Annotated in this window: 17 protein-coding genes; 8 read left to right on the top strand and 9 right to left on the bottom strand. The window is 41.6% G+C overall.

Going from position 1 to position 19,906, the window contains the following annotated elements; translation table 11 throughout:
* Window positions 1-64 precede the first annotated feature (64 nt).
* The 3 genes from phoR to F927_RS16195 all read right to left on the bottom strand — a co-directional run bounded on the left by phoR (window position 65) and on the right by F927_RS16195 (window position 3,067).
* A complete protein-coding gene (gene phoR, locus F927_RS16205) occupies window positions 65-1,420 on the bottom strand; it encodes a phosphate regulon sensor histidine kinase PhoR (RefSeq protein ID WP_004641648.1) in 1,356 nt (451 codons plus the stop codon).
* 8 nt (window positions 1,421-1,428) lie between these two features.
* On the bottom strand, window positions 1,429-2,139 hold the full coding sequence (gene phoB / locus F927_RS16200) for a phosphate regulon transcriptional regulator PhoB (RefSeq protein ID WP_004641646.1): 711 nt from the start codon (window positions 2,137-2,139) through the stop codon (window positions 1,429-1,431).
* A 250-nt stretch (window positions 2,140-2,389) separates the two neighbouring features.
* Window positions 2,390-3,067: a TetR/AcrR family transcriptional regulator gene (locus tag F927_RS16195; RefSeq protein WP_004641643.1), complete on the bottom strand. Its 678-nt coding sequence runs from the start codon at window positions 3,065-3,067 to the stop codon at window positions 2,390-2,392.
* Window positions 3,068-3,371: 304 nt separating this feature from the next.
* On the opposite strand from F927_RS16195, the gene F927_RS16190 reads away from it, so the two are divergent.
* Entirely contained in the window at window positions 3,372-4,199 is an 828-nt protein-coding gene (locus F927_RS16190; RefSeq protein ID WP_005087255.1) for an SDR family NAD(P)-dependent oxidoreductase, read from the top strand.
* Between the two features lie 47 nt (window positions 4,200-4,246).
* Here the strand turns inward: F927_RS16190 and F927_RS16185 are convergent, their stop codons facing one another.
* Both F927_RS16185 and F927_RS16180 read right to left on the bottom strand, forming a co-directional pair.
* On the bottom strand, window positions 4,247-5,614 hold the full coding sequence (locus F927_RS16185) for an MATE family efflux transporter (RefSeq protein ID WP_005087253.1): 1,368 nt from the start codon (window positions 5,612-5,614) through the stop codon (window positions 4,247-4,249).
* A gap of 100 nt (window positions 5,615-5,714) precedes the next feature.
* Window positions 5,715-6,869 (bottom strand): methionine aminotransferase, encoded by a 1,155-nt coding sequence (locus F927_RS16180; RefSeq protein WP_005087251.1) that lies wholly within the window; start codon window positions 6,867-6,869, stop codon window positions 5,715-5,717.
* Window positions 6,870-7,188: 319 nt separating this feature from the next.
* On the opposite strand from F927_RS16180, the gene F927_RS16175 reads away from it, so the two are divergent.
* Entirely contained in the window at window positions 7,189-7,629 is a 441-nt protein-coding gene (locus F927_RS16175) for a hypothetical protein (RefSeq protein WP_004641634.1), read from the top strand.
* A 99-nt stretch (window positions 7,630-7,728) separates the two neighbouring features.
* On the opposite strand, the gene F927_RS16170 is transcribed toward F927_RS16175, so the two are convergent.
* The 3 genes from F927_RS16170 to F927_RS16160 are packed head-to-tail and all read right to left on the bottom strand — an operon-like array spanning window position 7,729 to window position 10,177.
* Complete coding sequence (locus F927_RS16170; protein ID WP_004641633.1) at window positions 7,729-9,036, bottom strand: DUF445 domain-containing protein; 1,308 nt, start codon at window positions 9,034-9,036, stop codon at window positions 7,729-7,731.
* A 17-nt stretch (window positions 9,037-9,053) separates the two neighbouring features.
* Window positions 9,054-9,611 (bottom strand): CC0125/CC1285 family lipoprotein, encoded by a 558-nt coding sequence (locus F927_RS16165; RefSeq protein WP_004641631.1) that lies wholly within the window; start codon window positions 9,609-9,611, stop codon window positions 9,054-9,056.
* A 26-nt stretch (window positions 9,612-9,637) separates the two neighbouring features.
* Window positions 9,638-10,177 carry a DUF924 family protein gene (locus tag F927_RS16160; RefSeq protein WP_005087249.1) on the bottom strand — a complete coding sequence of 180 codons (540 nt, stop codon included), beginning with the start codon at window positions 10,175-10,177 and terminating at the stop codon, window positions 9,638-9,640.
* Window positions 10,178-10,360: 183 nt separating this feature from the next.
* Here F927_RS16160 and gshA point away from each other — a divergent pair, with 183 nt between their 5' ends.
* Together gshA and F927_RS16150 are read left to right on the top strand one after the other, a co-directional pair.
* Window positions 10,361-11,938, top strand: a complete 1,578-nt coding sequence (gene gshA / locus F927_RS16155) for a glutamate--cysteine ligase (protein WP_005087247.1) — start codon at window positions 10,361-10,363, stop codon at window positions 11,936-11,938.
* A 71-nt stretch (window positions 11,939-12,009) separates the two neighbouring features.
* Entirely contained in the window at window positions 12,010-12,507 is a 498-nt protein-coding gene (locus F927_RS16150) for a disulfide bond formation protein B (protein ID WP_004641623.1), read from the top strand.
* A 58-nt stretch (window positions 12,508-12,565) separates the two neighbouring features.
* Here the strand turns inward: F927_RS16150 and F927_RS16145 are convergent, their stop codons facing one another.
* Window positions 12,566-13,912 carry a PGAP1-like alpha/beta domain-containing protein gene (locus tag F927_RS16145; RefSeq protein WP_005087244.1) on the bottom strand — a complete coding sequence of 449 codons (1,347 nt, stop codon included), beginning with the start codon at window positions 13,910-13,912 and terminating at the stop codon, window positions 12,566-12,568.
* A 262-nt stretch (window positions 13,913-14,174) separates the two neighbouring features.
* Here F927_RS16145 and F927_RS16140 point away from each other — a divergent pair, with 262 nt between their 5' ends.
* From F927_RS16140 to urtB, 4 genes are all read left to right on the top strand, one after another.
* Window positions 14,175-14,783, top strand: a complete 609-nt coding sequence (locus tag F927_RS16140) for a YqiA/YcfP family alpha/beta fold hydrolase (protein ID WP_005087240.1) — start codon at window positions 14,175-14,177, stop codon at window positions 14,781-14,783.
* Entirely contained in the window at window positions 14,780-16,663 is a 1,884-nt protein-coding gene (gene parE, locus F927_RS16135) for a DNA topoisomerase IV subunit B (RefSeq protein WP_005087238.1), read from the top strand. Before F927_RS16140 ends, parE begins: the two co-directional genes overlap by 4 nt.
* 237 nt (window positions 16,664-16,900) lie before the next feature.
* Window positions 16,901-18,178: an urea ABC transporter substrate-binding protein gene (gene urtA / locus F927_RS16130; RefSeq protein WP_005087235.1), complete on the top strand. Its 1,278-nt coding sequence runs from the start codon at window positions 16,901-16,903 to the stop codon at window positions 18,176-18,178.
* A 91-nt stretch (window positions 18,179-18,269) separates the two neighbouring features.
* A complete protein-coding gene (gene urtB / locus F927_RS16125) occupies window positions 18,270-19,904 on the top strand; it encodes an urea ABC transporter permease subunit UrtB (RefSeq protein ID WP_005087233.1) in 1,635 nt (544 codons plus the stop codon).
* Window positions 19,905-19,906 lie beyond the last annotated feature (2 nt).

The following is a 19,906-nucleotide window of genomic DNA, read 5'->3' as shown; positions in this document are numbered from 1 at the left end:
CAATCTAAAAAACAAAACAGCCGATCTGTCTAGATCGGCTGTCTGTAGTTATTCAACTGCCCATTTATCCAATATAGAGACGTTCTTTTGGAAAAACGGCTGTAAAAGTTGAGCCTTCATTTTCTTTGGAGCTAATTTCGAGATGTGCACCGTGTTGCATCAATACGTGTTTCACAATTGCAAGGCCTAAACCCGTTCCACCTGTTTGACGGCTACGCGCACTATCCACCCGATAAAATCGTTCAGTTAAACGAGGTAAATGTTTGGGATTTATTCCAATACCATTGTCTTGAACGGTAAAATAGGCTTGATCGCCATCCTCATGCCATCCAATGGTAATAATGCCACCTTTGGGCGTGTATTTAATCGCATTGGTAATGAGATTGCTGAAAGCACTGGCAATTTCCATGTCTGAGCCGATCAGATCACAGTGACTATCAATATCTAAGTTGAGTGTGTGACCATAATCAAGATTGTAGGCACGAGCATCATCAAATAATTGATTCATCAAATTTGCCATCTCAATAATCTGATTTTTTGCAACTTTTTTATTATTTTCGAGATTGGACAAGAGCAGTAAGTCATTAACCAATGCATTCATACGTTTGGTTTGTGACTGCATTTGTGTAAAAGCACGTTTCCAGCGAGGGGTGATATCGTCCTGATCAGTAAAGGTTTCGATATAGCCACTGAGTACGGTCAGCGGGGTACGTAACTCATGTGAAATATTATCAACAAAGTCCTTACGCATTTGTTCAAGATTATGCATGCGGGTGATGTCATGTGCGACCAAAAGACGGCTTTCCCCCCCAAAGCGGGTAATTTTGACTTGCACATAACGCTCTTCATCCATTTGTGCTTGTAGACGGATGCCATCGGGTGCTTGATCACTATGGTTAAAATATTCAATAAAATTGGGTTGGCGCAAGATCGACAGCAAGTTACGCCCGCGATCCATTGGATTGATACCCAATAATTTTTCTGCGGCTGGATTCCACCATTCGAGCTGATGTTGGTCATCAATCAAGACAACGGCTTCTGCCAACGCCACCAATGATGATTGTGCACGGTCAATCAAACCTACCATTTCGGCTTGTACAATACGTTCTTGGCGTTGAGCGCGATAAACGTTGAACAATAATGCACCCCAAATCCCATTCAGATTCGGTGGCATATCGTAAGGACGATTAGAGATCCATTCATTGACGAGATAAAGTGAGCGAAGCTGTAGGATGAAAAACACCACAAAAGCGACGAAAATACAGCTCCAAAAGTATCCAACTCCAAATCCGATTAAGCTCGCAATCAATAAGAAAAACAATAATAGTCTTAAATCTTGTTTTGCAAACGTCCATAAGCTGCTGTATTGAAAACGTTGATGTTCGCGCGCCAGCTCAGGGACGGGATATGGTTCATACATAAAGGGTTTTAACCTGCTGCCAAATCAGCTCGTGTAGAGAAACGATAACCTGTGCCACGTACCGTTTGAACAAAGCGATCAACACCAAAAGGTTCTAACACTTTACGTAAACGACGAATATGCACATCAATGGTACGGTCTTCAATATACACATTTCCACCCCATACTTGGTCAAGTAATTGGGCACGTGTATAAGCACGTTCTGGATGTGTCATAAAGAAGGCCAGTAAACGATATTCAGTTGGACCCATATCGAGAATACTCTCACCAAAGCTCACACGCTGACTCACTGGGTCTAGCATTAAGCCATTGGCATCAATCACTTTTTCACCGCTCAGTGCATTGGCACGACGCAATACCGCTTTGATACGAGAAACCAGTTCGCGGGTCGAAAAAGGTTTGGTCATGTAGTCGTCGGCACCTGCATCCAGACCTTGAACCTTATGATCTTCTTCACCACGAGCTGTGAGCATGATCACAGGGATCTCTGCCAAGTTTTCATCTCGTTTCAAGCGACGGCACAAATCTACACCACTTACACCACCTGGCAGCATCCAATCCAGCAAGATAAGAGCAGGACGCTGATCAACGATAATCTGATGCGCTTGCTTAGCATCCTCAGCTTGTAAACATTGGAAGCCAGCCATATCCAAAGAGGTATGGATCATTTCGCGGATCGGTAGCTCATCATCGACAATTAAAATATAGTCATCTTTCACAGCGCAATACCCTCAAAATCTGTAACGGTTAACCGTTTTGTTGTTATGACAGGCTTATTACAAAGATTAATTATGACAATATCATTGCAAAAGGGTAAATAAAGTCGAATTTAGCAATAAATTGTGACAATTGTGGGGCAGAGGAGTGACTAATTGATGACAGTTTGCTTGAAATTAAAACAAATAAATTCATCTGTTTAACAGCGCTGTCTTGTAGCAGTTACATTTGTCACAAAACTGTAAAACGATTTTAATTTTTTTGTGTCGTGTTTTCAATAAATGATAAAAACACCGCACAACAGGCATTTAGGACGTCTTCCAATGGCTGTTTAAAGCCTTCTGATACCCAACGGATAATAATATGAGTGACATAGCCATTTAAACCTGTCGCCATCAGAGATACCTCCTCGGTGGTTTGCGGCACATTGGGCATCGTGATCATCACAAAGCCTTGAATAATCCGATCAAATTGCGTCAGCGTTTCTTGGATTGTCGCTTGATTGTGTAGGTCTTGGACGAGCATCGCATCGATGTAAATAATTCGTGCCATGCGTGGATCATCTTTAATGGTATTCAGTAGCGCAGATAACCCTGCTGTGACCATATTTTTCGGTTCAGGCGCAGCCATCAGTACAGCTTGGGTCAAACAGCTTTGCATTTTACTGATCATGCGTAAAAAAACAGTTTGGAAAAGTTCTTCACTCTTTTTAAATGACTCATAAAAATAGCGTTCAGTGAGTTTTGCTTCGTTACAAACATCTTTGACGGTCACAGAGAAAAATCCTTGTGTCCCATACATCGCAATACCTGCTTCGATCAGTTTTTCCCGACGAGCTTCTTTGCGTTCAGTTAAAGACAGACCTTTAAATTGACGCTCTTTGGTTTCGTTCGTTTTTTTCTTTGTCTTGGTTTGCTTCTCAGTTGTCATCGAAAAACCGTTCCCTAAAAAAGTCTATATATCGTATGTCTAGCAGCGCTTAGATTGCAAACTGTTTAAAAATAATATGTCTTGTTTCTGTCGCTTTAGCCAATAACACGATGTATGACTCAAATGCCAACAGACCTTAGAACGAGCATTTATGACAAGCATTATGTTTGTTCTTGCCATTTGTCTTAAAAGCATAGTGTACTATATTGACAACATGTATTGTCAAAATTATATTGGTTACAAGTTAAACGGCACATGATCTGAGCGAATATGTGCATATCATTCGCAATACAAAGGATAGGCAATGAAAAACTTTAAAAATAAAGTCGCAGCGATCACAGGTGCTGGCTCTGGGATTGGACAACAACTGGCACTTTTGTTGGCTCAACAAGGCTGCCATTTGTCATTGAGTGATATCAATGACAAAGGTTTGGCACAGACTGTTGAGCTGGTTAAACAACATCCAGTTACTGTCACTACCAAAGTTCTTGATGTTTCTAACCGTGATGCGGTGAAACAATGGGCACAAGATACCGTACAAGATCATGGCTCAGTGAATATGATCTTCAACAATGCGGGTGTTGCATTAGGCTCAACAGTAGAAGGTGCAAGCTACGAAGATCTAGAATGGATCGTTGGAATTAACTTTTGGGGCGTGGTTTACGGTACTAAAGAATTCCTACCATTTATTAAACAAACTAAAGATGGCCATATCATCAACATCTCTAGTATTTTTGGCTTAACCTCACAACCGACACAGTCTGCATATAATGCGACTAAATTTGCGGTGCGTGGTTTTACTGAATCGCTTCGCCAAGAGTTAGATATTGAGAAAAGTGGCGTAAGCTCACTTTGTGTACATCCGGGTGGTATCCGTACCAATATTGCAAAAGCTGCAAAAATGAATGACAGCTTAAAGAGCTTAGGGATGGATCCAAATAAATCGATTAAGCAGTTTGATAAGTTCTTGCGTACGCCACCTGAAGAGGCGGCTCGTCAAATCCTTCAAGCCGTATTGAAAGATAAACGCCGTTTATTAATTGGAACAGATGCTCGTATCGTCGATTCATTCCAGCGTTTATTCCCAACAGGCTATCAACGTATTGCGGCTTTTGCCACCAAAATGCTGTAATCGCTACGTTACTTCAAGAAAGCCATTCTAAATCGAATGGCTTTTTTTTAAATCAAAACTTTGATTTTCCCTTTCTTCCAAACGAACTGATAATACGTGGCTTGGAATACACATAGGCAGACAAAAGCCAGAGCATAGGCCATCCAAATTCCGGTCAGTCCCCATAGTGTGGTAAACCAATAAGCACAAGGGATCTCGATCAGAAGGATGGTGAAGATATTAATCAACATCGGTACAGTAACCGTTCCGCTAGCACGCATAATCGAAGCAAAAATCGCACTTGCACCAAAAAACAGCAATGACCATAACACGATAAATAATAGCTGCTGCCCCAAAACGACCACTTCAGGATCGGTAATAAACAGTGCCATTAAATATTTGGAAAATAGATAGCCTAAAGCAATTAAGCTACCTGTAAACAGGAAGTTCATGCTTAATGCAGTACGAGTAACGCGACTGAGTAGCTCTGCTTTTCCTGCACCGATGGCTTGTGCTGCAAAAATAGAAGCAGCAATGGAGATGGAAAGTGCTGGAAATTGGATATAATTCAGAACTTGGTTGACTGCACCATAGGCTGCGGTCGCATTTGCACCATAACGGTTGACCAAGCCAATAATCACCAAACCAGCCAATGAAGTGGTGACCATTTGAATCCCTGTAGGAATACCTAATTTTAGGATGAGTTTGCTTAACTCTGCATCATGACGTAGATGTTGTAAAAGTTGACGGTCGATTTTGAGTGGATGTTTTTTGTAATTCAGATAAAAGCCCAAAAAAACCAGCACTGCCAAATAACCGATAATACTGGCGATTGCGGGCGCAACAATACCAAGCGCAGGGAAGCCGAAATAACCTTTTAGCAGTATGGGGGTGACGGCTAAACCAATCAAACTGGTTAAACCCAATGCAATCAGTGGCGTTACGCTATCACCAACACCGCGTAAGATCGAGGTATAAATAATATACACAAAAAGCAATGGACTACCTGCCATCATCCATTGCACATAAGGCAATGACAGATGCATCACAGTAGGATCAGTACCTAGCAGGATTAAAATATGTTCGGCAAAGAATAACCCGAGGACGGCAATAATACTGCCCCCAATTAAGGTCATAAACAGGGTAGAGCCAATAACGCTACGCACTTTTTCTAGGTTCTGTGCGCCCCATGCTTGTCCAATTAAAACGGTTGTTCCCGCAGAGAGTCCAATAATAAAAGCAAGCAAAAAGAACAAGACCGGAAAATATACCGAGACAGCAGCAACAGCATCTACCCCCATCATTTGACCTACAAAGATGGTATTAATCGTTCCCGACAAATTTTGTAAAATATTGGTTGCAATCAGTGGGACGAGAAAAACAAAAAAGGTTTTCCATAGATTGGGTTGCATCACCAAAGGCTGGTGTGGTGTCATTCAAATTCCTTGATACTTCGTCCCGAAAATGGATCTGCTATGTTTTCAACATAGCATAAGCTAGCATCAAGTTATGAGGATTCAGTTGATTTTTTGTTGATTAACACTGCATTAGGATGTCACCTGCTCGTTGAAGTGTTGCATCTGTTTTGGCAAAACAAAAACGAATCAGCCTCAGTGATTCAGGGGCTTGTTGATAAAATACGGAAATAGGGATAGCTACAATTTTATGTTGTTCTGCCAAGAACTGACACATGGCCACATCGTCTAAATCTGGACGGATGGCAGAGTAGTCCAAACTTTGGAAATAGGTGCCTGGTGAGGGAATAAAATTAAAACGAGAATTTTGAATCTGTTGATTAAATAAATCACGCTTGGTCTGATAAAAATCAGGCAGTGTTTGGATATGCTCAGGATGGTGTTGCATATAATTGGCGAGTGCGATTTGACAAGGCGTGGTACCACAGAAATTGGCAAATTGGTAAATCTGCCTGAACGACTGCATTAACTGTGGTGTGGCTACACAATAACCAGTTTTCCAGCCCGTAACATGAAAGCTTTTGCCAAATGATCCGATGACAAAACTACGTTCGCGTAATTCTGGAAAGTGCAGTGCGCTGTAATGTTTTTGTCCATCAAAAACGAGATGTTCATAAACCTCATCGGAAAGCACCACAATATTTTTATCTTGAATCAGTTCAATCAATTGCAGCCAGTCTTGTTCTGACCAAATTGCACCTGTTGGATTATGTGGTGTGTTGACAATGATCATACGGGTTTTGGTATTGATGCTGTCTTTGACCTTTTGCCAATTCACTTGAAAGCTGGGTGCATCTAAATGGATATGAACAGATTTTCCGCCTGCAAGCTGTACCGCAGGTGCATAACTGTCATAGCTTGGATCAAAAATGATCACCTCATCATCGGCATGAATACAGGCTTGGATCGCACAGAAAATCGCAATGGTTGCACCCGGAGTAATCGTGATTTCAGTGATAGGATCTAGTTGCAATTGATCACGTAGTAAAAATTGCTGTGCCATTTGCTCACGTAAAGCCAATACACCATCTCCAGCAGGATATTGATTGTATCCATCGAGGGTGGCTTGACTGAGTGCTTCAAGTAGCGCCTGCGGAGCAGGAAAATCAGGAAATCCTTGTGATAGGTTCAATGCATTGAGCCTATGAGCGAGCTCAGTCATCACGCTAAAAATGGTTACGCCTTGACGAGGAAGTTTTGACTGAAGCTGCAACATTGTTTTTAACCTAATTTACGTTTTATTTTGATGTGATTGTATCGAGATAAACGGTCATTTTCCAAATGGTCGATGCCAAAGGAAAAAGTTGCGCCTTTCACTTACTATCTTAAAAAATGTGTCTTATATCAATAGAAAGATAGAAAATGTGCCTGAATAAAAACAATAGTGACGGAATTGGTCTTTTTTTATTTAAATTTGTCAAATAAATTGTTATTTTTCAATAATATATGGTGTTTTAATTTTGATCTTTAAGCGATATAATTTATAGCGAGTGATTAAAATAAATACGAATTATTGTGAAATAGGACATTCAGAGATGGACAATTTCGATCTAAAAATACGCTACCCACATCATATCGATTTAAAAGATGTCGATCAGTTCGAAGCATTGAATACGATAGGCGTATTAACTCGCTTTGATAGAATGGCTTGGAAACAACTCTTAAGTCGTTGGTTACAGTTAGATGGAGCAAGTCCGACTTTTACGATAACAGATGGAAATACGGAACATACGATTGAAATTATCTTGAATACTTATTCTTCGTCTCAAGAGCTGAGCTTTATCGTAAAAACGGACATTGCAGTAGTGGTACCCAAAAAACAAGTTTTTGGATTGATTACCTTTCAAGCCAAAGAAAGAATTCATTTTAATCAAATTTCATTGGCACAAGTGAAAACGTACCTGACCGCATTTTTGAAGCAAGATACCGATACTTTGGTACGATACTATCAACAAAGTAAACAATTGGCTTGTTGATCTATTTCACCATGAACGGTTTACAAGAGTTAGCCCTAATCACATGCGCGTTAGGGCCGAATACGGCAAAAATGAGATATCTTGCGATATGCCTGTCCTTTACAGAACATTTTCAACAACAGCACGTATGATCCCTAAGATCAAACCGATAAACGTACCAACAATCACACCATTCACACGAATCATGTGTAAATCACCGCCAACTTCACTCTCGATTTTGGCAATCATTTCTCGTGAATCCCACTCATGGATTCGTTCACTGATATAACGAATAATTTTATCGCTGTATTGTTCACTAAAATTGGTCGCTAAACCCACCATTTTAGTATTGAGGACTTGGCGAACCTTATCATTTTGGATCAAGCTCACCCCAAGTTGCTGGATTGCAGCTTGTAAATTGGTGGCAATGCCGGAATCTTCCTGCATCAAATCCGTCTTGATTGCATCACATAAGATTGCGATTGCACCTGTAATAAAATTCAAAACCTGTGGGCTGTCGAGTAATGCATCTTTGCCATTGTTTAAACGTTGGCTGGCTTCACTGTCATTGTCTGCAAGTTCCAACATCAGTTTATGGGTTACAGCTTCAATATCCTGTCGCCACGGATGGTCTGGGTTGGCAAGCATGGATTCAACTCGTTCAATCAGTGAGTCAATGGTACGTTGTTGTACGTCGATACCAATCCAACTTGCACCTTTTGCTAATTTCCACACCCCTAGCTCTTTAAATAATGTCCGTGATAATTCGCGTGCTTCTTCGGGATGAGAAACCATCCATTCGTGAGCAACATCCAATCCACGCTGTAATACATCTTGATGGAAATCATTATCTAAAACGGCACGTAGCATCTCACTGGCTAGGGTATTGATTTTGGTACTGCGAACCCATTGCACACTGTTATTTTGGACAAAATTTGCAATTTGATCTTGACTGACAAACTCAAAAATTTTCGGCACCGTTTGCTGAATGATCTGCACCACTTGCCCGTTATTTTTAGGATTGGCAAGCCATTCACCCACTGCCAGACTGATATCGGTGTTTTGTAGGCTGCGCTGTACAATCACAGGAGAGAGGAAGTTCTCTTGCACAAAACGTCCCATCGATTCAGCAATACGTGCCTTATTACGTGGAATAATCTCGGTATGGTCACGTAACAATTTCGGTAGGGGCATTTTTCCAAATGGGTTGCGGAATAATACCGTGACGGCATACCAGTCTGCTAATCCTCCGACCACACCCGCTTCAGCACCTAACATGAAGATATGGATGAGCCATTTATATTCAGGTAGAAAGTGCGCCACAATCATGAGAGCAACCCATGCCGAGACAGCAATAATCAAGGCGATGGTGGCAAAGTTTTTACTTCTTTGCAGACTTGGGACGTGGATTTCTTCGGCTGAATTCATTGAGTCATCCTATTCATTCATTTTTTGTTTTGAGGTGAGGCAGGTGGCTGCAACACTTCTCCTGTTGGACTCAATCCGTATTTTTGACCTAAGGATTGTAGAATTAATTGCGCATCAAAGGCATCCGGCGATTGCTGTTGAGTCTTGAAGCATTCGATAGTATACGACACTTGGATTGGATCAAGATTGACCACTTGTGGCATATCATAGAATGGATCCGGCCAAAACGCAGGGTGGCGACGATAATAACCATACGGATAATAAGGTCGACTTGGATAAATCACCGCTTGGCGTTGCTCTTTAATACGTGCATTACTCGGATCATCAACGACAGTGAAAAATCTGAAACCATTTTTTACCGTGGTCTGAGCTGCTTTTAATAAAGTGATTTCTTCCGCTGTACCATAACTCAGATTATTTCCTGCTTGGAAGCTGATACGAAAGCTTTTGTTATTTAATGGATAAGCGGTAAATTGACCGAGTTGATCAAACGTCTTGGGTTGTTTAGGAACAGTTGCACATCCTGCAAAGGTCAGTGCGATGAGTACAGGCGTACACATTAATAACGATTTCATTTGTTATTCCTCTCTGGAAGATCGGATCAAAAGTGGCTATCCGGTTGAGTTAGAAATTCAAGTTCTTCTGCTGTTGAAACTCGACCAAGTGCCGCATTACGATGTGGATAGCGTCCAAAACGATCAATGATCACTTTATGCTTTTCTTCGAAGCTTAAATTGATGGGATTGCCTAAACGTTGAAATAACGCTAGGGCATAATCGTGAATCATTTTGGACTCACTATGCATAAACGGCATGTATAAAAACGAGCGTTGTTCGGGGCTCAGTTCAGTGTCGAGTTGCAAACTAATTGCCTCTTGTGCCAACATCAGTGCCATGCTGTCGTAAGCAAAAGCTTGGGCTTGATCTCGATATAAGTTGCGAGAAAATTGATCTAAAATAATAATTTCGGCCAAGCGTCCTTCAGCAGTTTGACGCCAAGACCAAAGTTCTGCTTGTGCAGCTTGATGATGGATTGATTGAAAAAGCTCACGAATTTTGGCATCAAAGGCATCACTTTTAGCAAACCAAAGTGGTTGATGATCGGGAGCAAACCAAAAATTTAGAATGTCTTGTGCTTGCATAAGAAGTTATCCATCAGCAGAATTATTTTTTAATAAAATCACAATTTCGGCATGTCTTAAATAACAAGTTTGTGATAAAAATTGCCAAATTAAATCAGCTGACTAGATGGCAATAGTCGTTATAATTGACAAAAGCAAGCCACTACTCAGTGTTTGGCCAGTGAATCAATGAGCATATATATTATGAATCAACCCAGCGCACTTTCTTCCTCTGTGATACCAACTTGGGTAGATGCTTCGCAATTGGCAGGTATGTTACGTGGTATCGAGCGTGAAAGTTTGCGTATGCAAAGCAATGGATTTTTATCACAAAAAAACCATCCGATTGCTTTAGGCTCAGCACTGACACATCCGCACATCACGACAGATTATTCTGAAGCATTAATGGAGTTTATCACGACACCGCATAGTACGATTGCGGCTGCGTTAGATGAGTTGCGTGATATTCATCATGTGGTGCATCAGCATTTGCAAGACGGGGAAAAGTTATGGCCGCTTTCCATGCCGTGTATGTTGGATGATCATGAAGAAAATATTAGATTGGCGCAGTATGGTACATCCAATATTGGTCGTTTTAAAACTTTATATCGTCATGGTTTAGGTGTGCGTTATGGTCGCCGTATGCAGACTATTTCAGGTGTACATTATAACTTGTCATTTCCCGATCAACTGTTTGAAGACCTACAACAGCATGAAACCAATGCTGAATTAAAGCAGCTCAGTTTGCAGGATTATCGTAGCCATCGTTATTTTGGTTTGATTCGTAACTTTATTCGACTGACGCCTTTAGTGATGTATTTATTGGGTGCTAGTCCATCCGTATGTCGTTGTTTTTTGACTGGTCGTGAGCATCATTTACAAGCATTGATCAAAGGGACATTGTATTTGCCAGAAGCAACGGCCTTACGTATGGGACGCCTAGGGTATCAGAATTCAGCCCAAAAGCAGCTTGGTATTCACTATAACGATTTGCATGATTACTTAGAGGGTTTACAAAAAGCCGTGCACACACCTTATCCTCAATTTACAGCCCTAGGCTTAGATGATGAGCAAGGTGAGCCGATTCAAATCAATGATCATGTTCTACAAATTGAAAATGAATACTATAGTTTGATTCGCCCAAAACAAGTACCAGAACAAGGTGAGACACCTTCCCAAGCGTTAAAAAATCGTGGTGTGGGTTATGTAGAGTTACGTGCAGTGGACGTCAATCCTTATCGTGCGATTGGTATTGATGAGACTGCAGCTGGATTTTTGGAAAGTTTAGCTTTGTATTGTTTGTTGAATGACAGCCCTGAATTGTGGGCAGATGAACAAGATCAGATAGATCTAAATCAAACCGAAATTGTCAATCGAGGGCGTGCGGCAGACGCCAAAATTAAAGATGGACCGATTGAGGTACCTTTCCAAGATTGGGCACAACGTCATCTTGGTCAGATTCAAGCCTGCGCGATTTTATTGGATCAAATGGACCGCACTTCACTATACCAAGATGCTGTACAGGTGATGCAACACCGCTTATATCAGGTTGAAAATACGCTTTCGGAGCAGGTAATCAATGATACCTTGCAACATGGAGGGACATGGAACTTTGGTAGTATCATGGCTCAACAGCATGTACAGGATTATGAGCAGCACCAAATCAGTTTAGAAAGAAAACAATATTTCGAACATTTGGCACAAACTTCGTTGCAAAAACAGTCTCAACTCGAACAAGATAATCACATGAGTTTTGCAGAATATCTTGCACAATACCGCTAGGGTCTGTCGATATTTTATCGTAAGGGTGATCACTCTTATTACGACAGAGGACATTTTTTAGAGGATTTTCCATGCGCTGGAATTACCGTTTAGTCAGTGCTGTATTGGTACTGACGAGCATTATTGGGCTCGCATTTGCATTATATTTAGAACATGTGCAAGGTCTTGAACCTTGTCCTTTATGTATTTTCCAGCGAATTGGTTTAATTGGCATGGGTTTAATTGCATTAGTTGCATTTATTCACAACCCAATTTCAAACTTTTTTAAGCGCTTTTATGCCTTGTTGGCAACTTTAGCGATTGGATGGTCGGCTGGCGTTGCCGCACGGCATGTATGGTTACAACATTTACCACCAGATCAAGTACCGAGCTGTGGACCAGGCTTAGACTATTTGGTTGATGTTTTGCCGATGAAAGCAGTTTTGCAGCAAGTGCTGTCTGGCTCAGGAGAGTGTGCCATGATTGATTGGAGTTTTCTGGGACAATCACTACCTGTTTGGTCTTTGATCTATTTCAGCCTGATCCTTGTGATTTGTTTATGGCAACTCTTTAGAAAATATCCTGCTTAATTGGTAAAAAAGCCAACATGATGTTGGCTTTTTTATTGGATAAAATTTGGAGCACTGTTTAGGTTTCAACAATTCCTTCCAGATCTTCAAAGCTATGATTATTTGGAATATTAATGAGATGGGTTTGAACACCTGCTTCAACCTTATCACTCACATCTGGATATAACCAACGGGTAATTTGCTCCGCGACACTGGAGTGGTATTGAATCTCAAAATGGTTCAAACCATAGAAAACCGCTTTATGTGTATCAGGAAGTTTAAGTTGGAAGCGAGGATTTGGGTGTTCACCTAAAGCACTTTTAACACTCACCAAATAGTCACCAATTACGGTGAGTGCTTTGGTTCTAAGCTTTTCGAACTCGAGTGTACCGGCGATGAGGAAGGTGTTGATATGTGATGGTAATGGTGCTGGCTTACGATTGTCATCTTCAAAACCAATCCGTGCATCATTATGTTCCCAGTCATCATCACGTACGCTACCGTGACGTAAATCTAAAATCCCATTACTGCGAATATTGACCAATTGACCGATAAGGCTAATAAATGGAAATGCGCCGAGTTTATCTTGCAGAATGAAACCAAAACGTTCAAGTACTGCACCATGATGCGGTGAGCCAATACAGACCAAATTTTCAACCATGTGAACCCATTGGCATAGGTTCTGCTTACCATAGAACAGAGCACTACGAGAGACTAATCCTCCCATACTATGCCCAATCAAATCGATACTGGTGATGCGTGGATTACGTTGAACTAGATCTTCTAGCACATTGGCAAAGCTACGACCATTGGCTGAAATACGACGCCCTGTATTATAGTTGAGATACAGCATGGTGTTGTTATCACGTTGCGCAAGCAAGCGTTCACCGATGCCACCATAGCGATGATTTGACCAAGTTAAATGGTTCATACAAAGACCATGTGTCAAAATGACTACACGACCTGTGAGTTCACCTTGTTGCAATGAACCATAATGATCATACAGCACCATAGGGAGTGCCATCGGGTTATGCTGTTTTAAGAAAAAATCACCAAAGATTCCATTGAGTGCGCCGACTACAAAGTGTAAAGAAGGACTCAACGGCTTGTCATGCAGTACTGGAAATTTTGCAATGACTCTGCGCAAGTTTGGTGCAAGGAAGTTAATGCCGTATTTTTGAATCGCGACATAGGAGAATTGGTAAAATCTCTGTAATTGTGGGTGCTTTTGTAATTTTTTGGCCTTTTGTGCACTCAAACCAAGCGTTGTCCGTAACACTTCAGTTTGTACCAATTGCACTAATTCGTGCACCCCACTTAAGCTAGTGCTTACGAGTTGTGCCAAACCTTCCAAAACATCCGCCTGACTGGGAGGGGTACTGTCCCATTTACAGTAGGTTTCATGTAGAGGTGTTAAACTTGGCATATTGATTTCCTCATCCTTGATATATACCGAAGGTTTGAAGTTATTGACCTAACATTGTTTAGATAAACTACAACAAACGCATGCATCTTTTCTTGTTTCAACAGTATTTTTTTTAGAATACTGATGAACGGTGCAGAGTATCGTTTTTTGTGTCTGACAATCTCGGGCTTATCAGTAAATTATATTGTTATTTGTTTATCAATTGTGATTAATAATGTGATCCATTTTGCTTTAAGTCAAGCAAATGACGCTGTAGGTGCGTATGCAAATTATTTATTTACATGGTTTTAGAAGTAGCCCAAGGTCAATAAAAGGGCAACAGTTGTATCAATATTGTGCACATTACGATCACATTCACGTGCATTTGCCTGATTTAAATCACCCACCACAACAGGTTTTGAAGCATCTTTCGGTATTGGTGGAAAGTTTACCACTCGATCAAGTGGTATTGGTGGGGAGCAGTTTAGGGGGATTCTATGCGACCTATCTTGTCGCAAAATATGCATGTCCTGCTGTTTTGATCAATCCTGCTATGCGACCATGGCAGTTGTTTCAAGATTTATTCGGAATTGAACAGATTCCACTCAAAGTGACCGACGCATGGACACTTGATGTCGATCAATTGCAGCAATTACAATCGATTGCTGAGACCAGCTTAGCGCATGTTGATAAAATTCTGGTGCTATTGCAACAAGGTGATGAAGTCTTGGATTATCGTCAAGCACAAGGCTATTATAGTGCAGCGCATCCATCATCATTGATTTTAACCGACGCTAATGGTAATCATGCAATGGATGATTTTGAAGAAAAATTACCTCTAGTACTCGAATTTTTATCGGCAGCCCTGCAAAAAGGAAATCAGACCAAGTGACACAATACACGGCACAATCTCTTGAAGTTCTTTCTGGTTTAGATCCTGTTCGTCGTCGTCCCGGAATGTACACCGACACCTCACGTCCAAACCACTTGGCACAAGAGGTAATTGACAACGCCGTCGATGAGGCGCTTGCAGGTCATGCCAATCAAGTGACGGTCACGATTTATGAAGATGGTTCATTATCTGTAGAAGACAATGGTCGAGGAATGCCAGTTGATATTCACCCAGAATATGGACAAAGTGGTATCGAAATTATTCTGACCAAGCTCCATGCAGGCGGCAAGTTCACTACAGATAACTATCAGTTCTCAGGTGGTTTGCATGGCGTTGGTATCTCTGTGGTCAATGCTTTATCTACACGGGTTGAAGTCGCTGTACAACGCCATGGTAACTTGTATCAGATGGCCTTTGAGCAAGGTGAGCCTGTTGCGCCATTATCTGTTTTAGAAGGCAAAGTGGCGAAACGTGCGACGGGGACAACGGTACGTTTTTGGCCAGAAGCGAAATATTTTGATAGTCCTAAGTTCGCATTAAAAGCGCTTAAACATAATTTAAAAGCCAAAGCGGTGTTAGCAGCAGGCTTAAAAATTATTTATGACGATAAAATCAATAATGAAAAGATTGAATGGCAGTTTGAAAATGGTCTAGTCGACTATTTGATGGATGAACTTGAAGATCGTGAAATTTTGCCAGCCCCAGCTTTTGTGAGTAGTGGACAAGCGGAACGTGCTGCTTGTGAGTTTGCAATTTGCTGGAATGTTGAGGGTGGTGAACAGATTCAGGAAAGTTATGTCAACTTGATTCCAACTGCACAAGGCGGCACCCACGTTAATGGCTTACGATCTGGTGTGACAGAAGCGTTGCGCGAGTTTTGTGAATTACGTAATTTATTGCCGCGCAATATGAAGCTATCTGCGGAAGATGTGTGGGATGGGGTAAATTTCATCCTGTCTTTGAAATTCCAAGAGCCTCAATTCTCAGGGCAGACCAAAGAACGCCTATCCAGTCGTGAAGCTTCGAATATTGTGCTCAATATTGCCAAAGATGCATTTGCATTATGGTTAAACCAACATGCCGAGATCGCGACTCAATTAGCTGAAATGGCAATCGCCAAAGCGGGTCGTCGTTTAAAAGCAGCTAAGAAAGTTGAACGTAAAAAGATTGTAGCTGGTCCAGCATTACCTGGAAAATTAGCAGACTGTGTGGGTTTAACCCGTGAAGATAGTGAACTCTTTATCGTCGAAGGAGATTCTGCTGGTGGTAGTGCTAAACAAGCACGAGATAAGAATTTCCAAGCGATTATGCCGATCCGTGGCAAAATCTTAAATACTTGGGAAGTATCTTCGGATGAGGTATTAGCATCTCAGGAAGTACATGACATTGCGATTGCGATCGGGGTTGATCCTGGCAGTGATGATCTATCAGAACTACGCTATGGAAAAATTTGTATCCTTGCTGATGCGGATTCGGATGGACTGCACATTGCAACATTATTGTGCGCTTTGTTTGTGAAGCATTTCCCGACATTGGTAGAAGAAGGCCACTTATATGTTGCTATGCCGCCGTTATATCGAATTGATATCGGAAAAGATGTGCACTATGCATTGGACGATGATGAGTTAGAAGCGATTCTAAAAAATATTAAAGGCAACAAGAACCCACAAATCACGCGATTCAAAGGTTTGGGTGAGATGAACGCCAGCCAACTACGTGAAACCACCATGGATCCGAATACACGCCGTTTGGTGCAGTTGGACTTGGATGATGCGCATTTAACCGCTGGTTTGCTGGATAAGTTACTCGCGAAAAAACGAGCGGCTGATCGTAAACACTGGTTAGAGCAGAAAGGTAATTTGGCGGATATTGCGGTTTAGATGATGGGCTAAGCTCAACGGAAAAAGCCAAGCAGATGCTTGGCTTTTTTATGAAGATCAAAAATGCATCATTTTAGTTCACTGCGTATTTTTTGTATGCAATGTTGTATACAAGATTGGATTTTTGTAGAACAATTCTTATAAAAACATATATAAAACAATATATTAAACTATTGGCATGAAAATTGAATAACTCCATTCAGTCAAAATCACAAGATCAAACTGTGGAGAACAAAGATGCAAAATAAAATGATGTCAATGTCTGTACTGATGGCTGCCATGATGGGGGTGGGGCTTGTGGGGTGTTCAAAGCCAGCCGAGAAAACAGAACAGAGCACAACCGAAGCAAAAGCTGCACCAGCAAGCGGTGAAACCATTAAGGTCGGAATTTTACATTCACTTTCAGGAACGATGGCGATTTCTGAGACCTCACTGAAAGACACAGCCTTGATGACCATTAATGAGATCAATGCCAACGGTGGGGTTTTAGGAAAAAAATTAGAGCCTGTGGTGGTCGATCCTGCATCAGACTGGCCGTTATTTGCTGAGCGTGCACGTCAGCTGATTACTCAAGATAAAGTTGCCGTGATTTTCGGGAGTTGGACATCAGTATCGCGTAAATCAGTTCTCCCTGTCGTTGAAGAATTAAATGGTTTAATGTTCTACCCAGTGCAGTATGAAGGTCAGGAACAATCTAAAAATATTTTCTATACTGGTGCAGCGCCAAACCAGCAAGCGATTCCTGCGGTTGAATATTTAATGAGTGATGAAGGGGGCAAGGCTGAACGTTTTGTCTTACTTGGAACAGACTATGTTTACCCACGGACCACCAATAAAATTTTACGTGCTTTCTTGAAGTCTAAAGGCATTGCCGATGCGGACATTATGGAAGAGTACACCCCATTTGGTCATAGTAATTATCAGACTATCGTTGCCAATATTAAAAAGTTTTCTGCAGGTAAAAAAACCGCAGTGATTTCGACCATCAATGGCGATTCAAACGTCCCATTTTATCGTGAACTGGGTAACCAAGGGATTAAAGCCGCTGATATCCCTGTCATGGCATTTTCGGTGGGTGAAGAAGAGTTACGTGGTATTGATACCAAACCATTGGTGGGGCATTTGGCAGCATGGAATTATTTCATGTCAGTCAAAAATCCAAAAAATACTGAGTTTGTTAATAAATTTAAGCAATTTGCTGTGGAATACAAACTTCCAAATGCCGATAAAGTTGTGACTAACGATCCGATGGAAGCAACCTATGTTGGGATCAATATGTGGAAGCAAGCAGTTGAAAAAGCGGGGACTACAGATGTCGATAAAGTCCGTGAAGCAATGGCAGGACAGACTTTCGCAGCGCCGTCAGGTTATACCTTAAAAATGGATGAAAGCAACCATCATTTACACAAACCTGTGATGATCGGACAAATTCGTGCAGATGGGCAATTTGACGTGGTTTATAAAACACCAGAAACCATCAAGGCAGAGCCTTGGAGTCCTTATATCCCAAAATAAGCTTGTTCTAAAACCTGCTATTTCGATGGCAGGTTTCTTCATTTTCTTTTTCGGTTCTTCGTAAAATCTACGATCCATAAGGGCGAGTCGTATGGCAAAACACTATGTTTTAGCATTGCTCTGCGTGATGACACATTTTTTTTGTAGTCTTGCATGGGCAGAGCAAGATCCTTTAGCAACCACTCCTTCAATTGAGACGACTGTTGCAGCTCAAGATGCGATTCAAACCTTCGTTAAAGCTGATTTTGCAACACGTCGTGCCATGCTGAATCAGTGGCCAGCCAGTATTGAACAGCTAGACCAGCTTGTTGCGTATATTGACCAAAATGAGTTGTATACCGATCGTGCGGGACAGACTTACATTTTACAAAATGATGAGGTCTTACTCAGTTATCCTGCCAAACAGGTATTGGAAGATTGGCCCGCCGATTTATCTCAAGTTACTTTGGTGAATACCTTACGCAAAGCGCTTAATTTCGGACAAGCCAAAGCGAAACTCAATTCAGAAGATGCATCACAGCGTTTGGCAGCCGTTGATATTTTGGAAAATAACTTGGCTGAAATCGATGTCGCAATGGTCAAGCAACTCTATCTCAACGAGAGCAACAACAAAGTCAAAGCACGTTTAGCACAACTTAAAGCACGTTTAGAGTTTAAAGATGCGGATGTATTTGGAAAAATTGCGGCGGTCAATGTTCTCGCTGAATCGAATCGTCCTGATGTATTGGCAATGATTGAGCAAACCTTAGAGCAGCCGATTGCCAACCAAGAATTACAAACGGCTTTGTTGGATGCCAAGAGTAAAATTAAAACTAGAATACAAGCCAGTGAATGGTCTGGACATGTGTTTTCAGGTTTAAGCACAGCCAGTATTTTATTGCTTGCAGCACTTGGTCTCGCTATTACCTATGGGTTGCTGGGTGTGATTAATATGGCACATGGCGAATTGATCATGATTGGTGCATATACCACTTACGTTGTACAAAGCTTTTTCAAAACCCATTTTGTTGGTTTAGTCGATTGGTATTTACTGGCTGCGATTCCTGCTGCATTCCTTGTGAGTGCGCTGATCGGCATGCTGATTGAACGTACGGTGATCCGCCCTTTATATGGTCGTCAGCTTGAGACTTTATTGGCGACCTTTGGTGTCAGTCTGATTTTGATGCAATTGGTACGTATGGTTTTTGGTGCACAAAATGTCGAAGTTTCGAATGTGTCATGGCTCAGTGGCGGTATTGCGCTTACACCGAGTTTAATGTTGCCTTATAACCGTATTGCAATTATTGCATTCACCATTGCAGTTTTACTGTTGTTGGTGTTCTTACTCAATAAAACCCGTTTCGGATTATTCGTTCGTGCCGTCACACAAAACCGTCAGATGGCGCGTGCAGTAGGGATTCGTTCAGCGCGTATCGATATGATGGCATTTGGCTTAGGTTCAGGCTTAGCTGGCTTGGCGGGTTGCGCATTGGCACAAGTGGGAAATGTGGGACCTGATCTTGGACAGAACTATATTATCGATGCTTTCCTCGTGGTCGTCGTCGGTGGTGTGGGGCAAGTGTGGGGCGCAGTTTTGGCAGCACTTGGTTTAGGGATCAGTGGCACGGTGTTGGAAATCGGCATGGGTGCTGTATTGGCAAAAATTATTCTACTGGTACTTGTGATTTTGTTTATCCAAAAACGTCCACAAGGTTTGTTTGCCATCAAAGGCCGTTTTGTGGAGTAAGC

Source organism: Acinetobacter haemolyticus CIP 64.3 = MTCC 9819, assembly GCF_000369065.1.
GTDB lineage: Bacteria > Pseudomonadota > Gammaproteobacteria > Pseudomonadales > Moraxellaceae > Acinetobacter > Acinetobacter haemolyticus.
This window is presented reverse-complemented; position numbering and strand designations above follow the sequence as displayed.

What these genes read in the sequence shown, in the direction of transcription:
- F927_RS16140 (WP_005087240.1), top strand. Translation starts at nt 14,175, where the DNA reads ATGCAAATTATTTATTTACATGGTTTTAGAAGTAGCCCAAGGTCAATA.
- urtA (WP_005087235.1), top strand. Translation starts at nt 16,901, where the DNA reads ATGCAAAATAAAATGATGTCAATGTCTGTACTGATGGCTGCCATGATG.
- urtB (WP_005087233.1), top strand. Translation starts at nt 18,270, where the DNA reads ATGGCAAAACACTATGTTTTAGCATTGCTCTGCGTGATGACACATTTT.
- F927_RS16195 (WP_004641643.1), bottom strand. Translation starts at nt 3,067, where the DNA reads ATGACAACTGAGAAGCAAACCAAGACAAAGAAAAAAACGAACGAAACC.
- F927_RS16150 (WP_004641623.1), top strand. Translation starts at nt 12,010, where the DNA reads ATGCGCTGGAATTACCGTTTAGTCAGTGCTGTATTGGTACTGACGAGC.
- F927_RS16165 (WP_004641631.1), bottom strand. Translation starts at nt 9,611, where the DNA reads ATGAAATCGTTATTAATGTGTACGCCTGTACTCATCGCACTGACCTTT.
- F927_RS16145 (WP_005087244.1), bottom strand. Translation starts at nt 13,912, where the DNA reads ATGCCAAGTTTAACACCTCTACATGAAACCTACTGTAAATGGGACAGT.
- F927_RS16180 (WP_005087251.1), bottom strand. Translation starts at nt 6,869, where the DNA reads ATGTTGCAGCTTCAGTCAAAACTTCCTCGTCAAGGCGTAACCATTTTT.
- F927_RS16175 (WP_004641634.1), top strand. Translation starts at nt 7,189, where the DNA reads ATGGACAATTTCGATCTAAAAATACGCTACCCACATCATATCGATTTA.
- phoR (WP_004641648.1), bottom strand. Translation starts at nt 1,420, where the DNA reads ATGTATGAACCATATCCCGTCCCTGAGCTGGCGCGCGAACATCAACGT.
- F927_RS16160 (WP_005087249.1), bottom strand. Translation starts at nt 10,177, where the DNA reads ATGCAAGCACAAGACATTCTAAATTTTTGGTTTGCTCCCGATCATCAA.
- F927_RS16185 (WP_005087253.1), bottom strand. Translation starts at nt 5,614, where the DNA reads ATGACACCACACCAGCCTTTGGTGATGCAACCCAATCTATGGAAAACC.
- gshA (WP_005087247.1), top strand. Translation starts at nt 10,361, where the DNA reads ATGAATCAACCCAGCGCACTTTCTTCCTCTGTGATACCAACTTGGGTA.
- F927_RS16190 (WP_005087255.1), top strand. Translation starts at nt 3,372, where the DNA reads ATGAAAAACTTTAAAAATAAAGTCGCAGCGATCACAGGTGCTGGCTCT.
- F927_RS16170 (WP_004641633.1), bottom strand. Translation starts at nt 9,036, where the DNA reads ATGAATTCAGCCGAAGAAATCCACGTCCCAAGTCTGCAAAGAAGTAAA.